This is a genomic window from Fischerella muscicola PCC 7414 (assembly GCF_000317205.1).
Classification (GTDB): domain Bacteria; phylum Cyanobacteriota; class Cyanobacteriia; order Cyanobacteriales; family Nostocaceae; genus Fischerella; species Fischerella muscicola.
In genome coordinates this window covers 1-1,058 of the sequence record NZ_AJLK01000224.1, presented here as the reverse complement: position 1 = coordinate 1,058, position 1,058 = coordinate 1, and the positions used below count along the sequence as shown (strand labels likewise).

Here is a 1,058-nt window from a genome sequence, read left to right as displayed (position 1 = left end):
ATGTTCTCAGGTCAAGGAAGCCAGTATGTAAATATGGGGCGCCAACTTTACGAAATAGAACCAACATTTCGCCAGCATGTAGATCATTGCAGTCAGATACTTAAACCCCACCTGGGAGTAGATATCCGCAATATAGTTTATCCAACTCCACAACAAAGCGAACAAGCGACTAGGCAACTACAACAAACAGCAATCACGCAGTCAGCATTATTTGTCATAGAATACGCCCTCGCCCAGTTGTGGATGTCTTGGGGTGTGCGTCCAGTAGCAATGATTGGTCACAGCATCGGGGAGTATGTAGCAGCAACAATTGCTGGGGTGTTCTCAACAGAAGATGCCTTAGCAATAGTCGCAGCAAGGGGTAAACTCATGCAGCAACTGCCTACTGGCAGTATGCTAGCGATTGGGCTTGGGGAACAACAAGTGCAGCCTTTGTTAGACAACAACCTATCTTTAGCAGCAATCAACAGTCCATCCTCTTGCGTAGTTTCAGGAACAACGGATGCCATCAGCCAACTACAAAAGAAATTAGCCTCCCAAAACATCGAATCTCGGGTTTTGCATACATCTCATGCATTTCATTCTCATTTGATGCAACCAATGTTAGGGGAGTTTGTGCAGTTGCTGAGAAACGTTCAGCTAAACCCTCCCCAGATTCCTTTGATTTCCAACCTCACAGGCACTTGGATCAATCCTGAGGAAGCCACAAATCCTGAGTATTGGGGTCAGCATCTGCGGCAAACAGTGAGATTTTCTGCGGGCATCTCTCACCTATTACAGCAACATCAAGGCATTTTCCTGGAGATCGGACCAGGGCGAACATTAAGCACACTCACAACCCAACATCTTAACGGCAATCCAAAACAAAAACAGTTGGTCTTAACTTCCCTACGCCATCCCCAGCAGCAACAATCAGATGTTGCTTGGTTGTTACAGACATTAGGTCGGTTGTGGCTGTTTGGAGTCGATATCGATTGGTCAGAATTTTCACACCATCAGCAACGTCAGCGTTTGCCTTTACCCACCTACCCCTTTGAACGCCAAAGATACTGGATTGA

The 1,058-nt window shown here is 46.3% G+C and carries 1 protein-coding gene; it reads left to right on the top strand.

Annotation, left to right across the window (positions count from 1 at the left end):
• Positions 1-1,058 (top strand): acyltransferase domain-containing protein (locus UYI_RS33915; protein WP_035139139.1); only part of this gene is annotated, 1,058 nt, incomplete at both ends.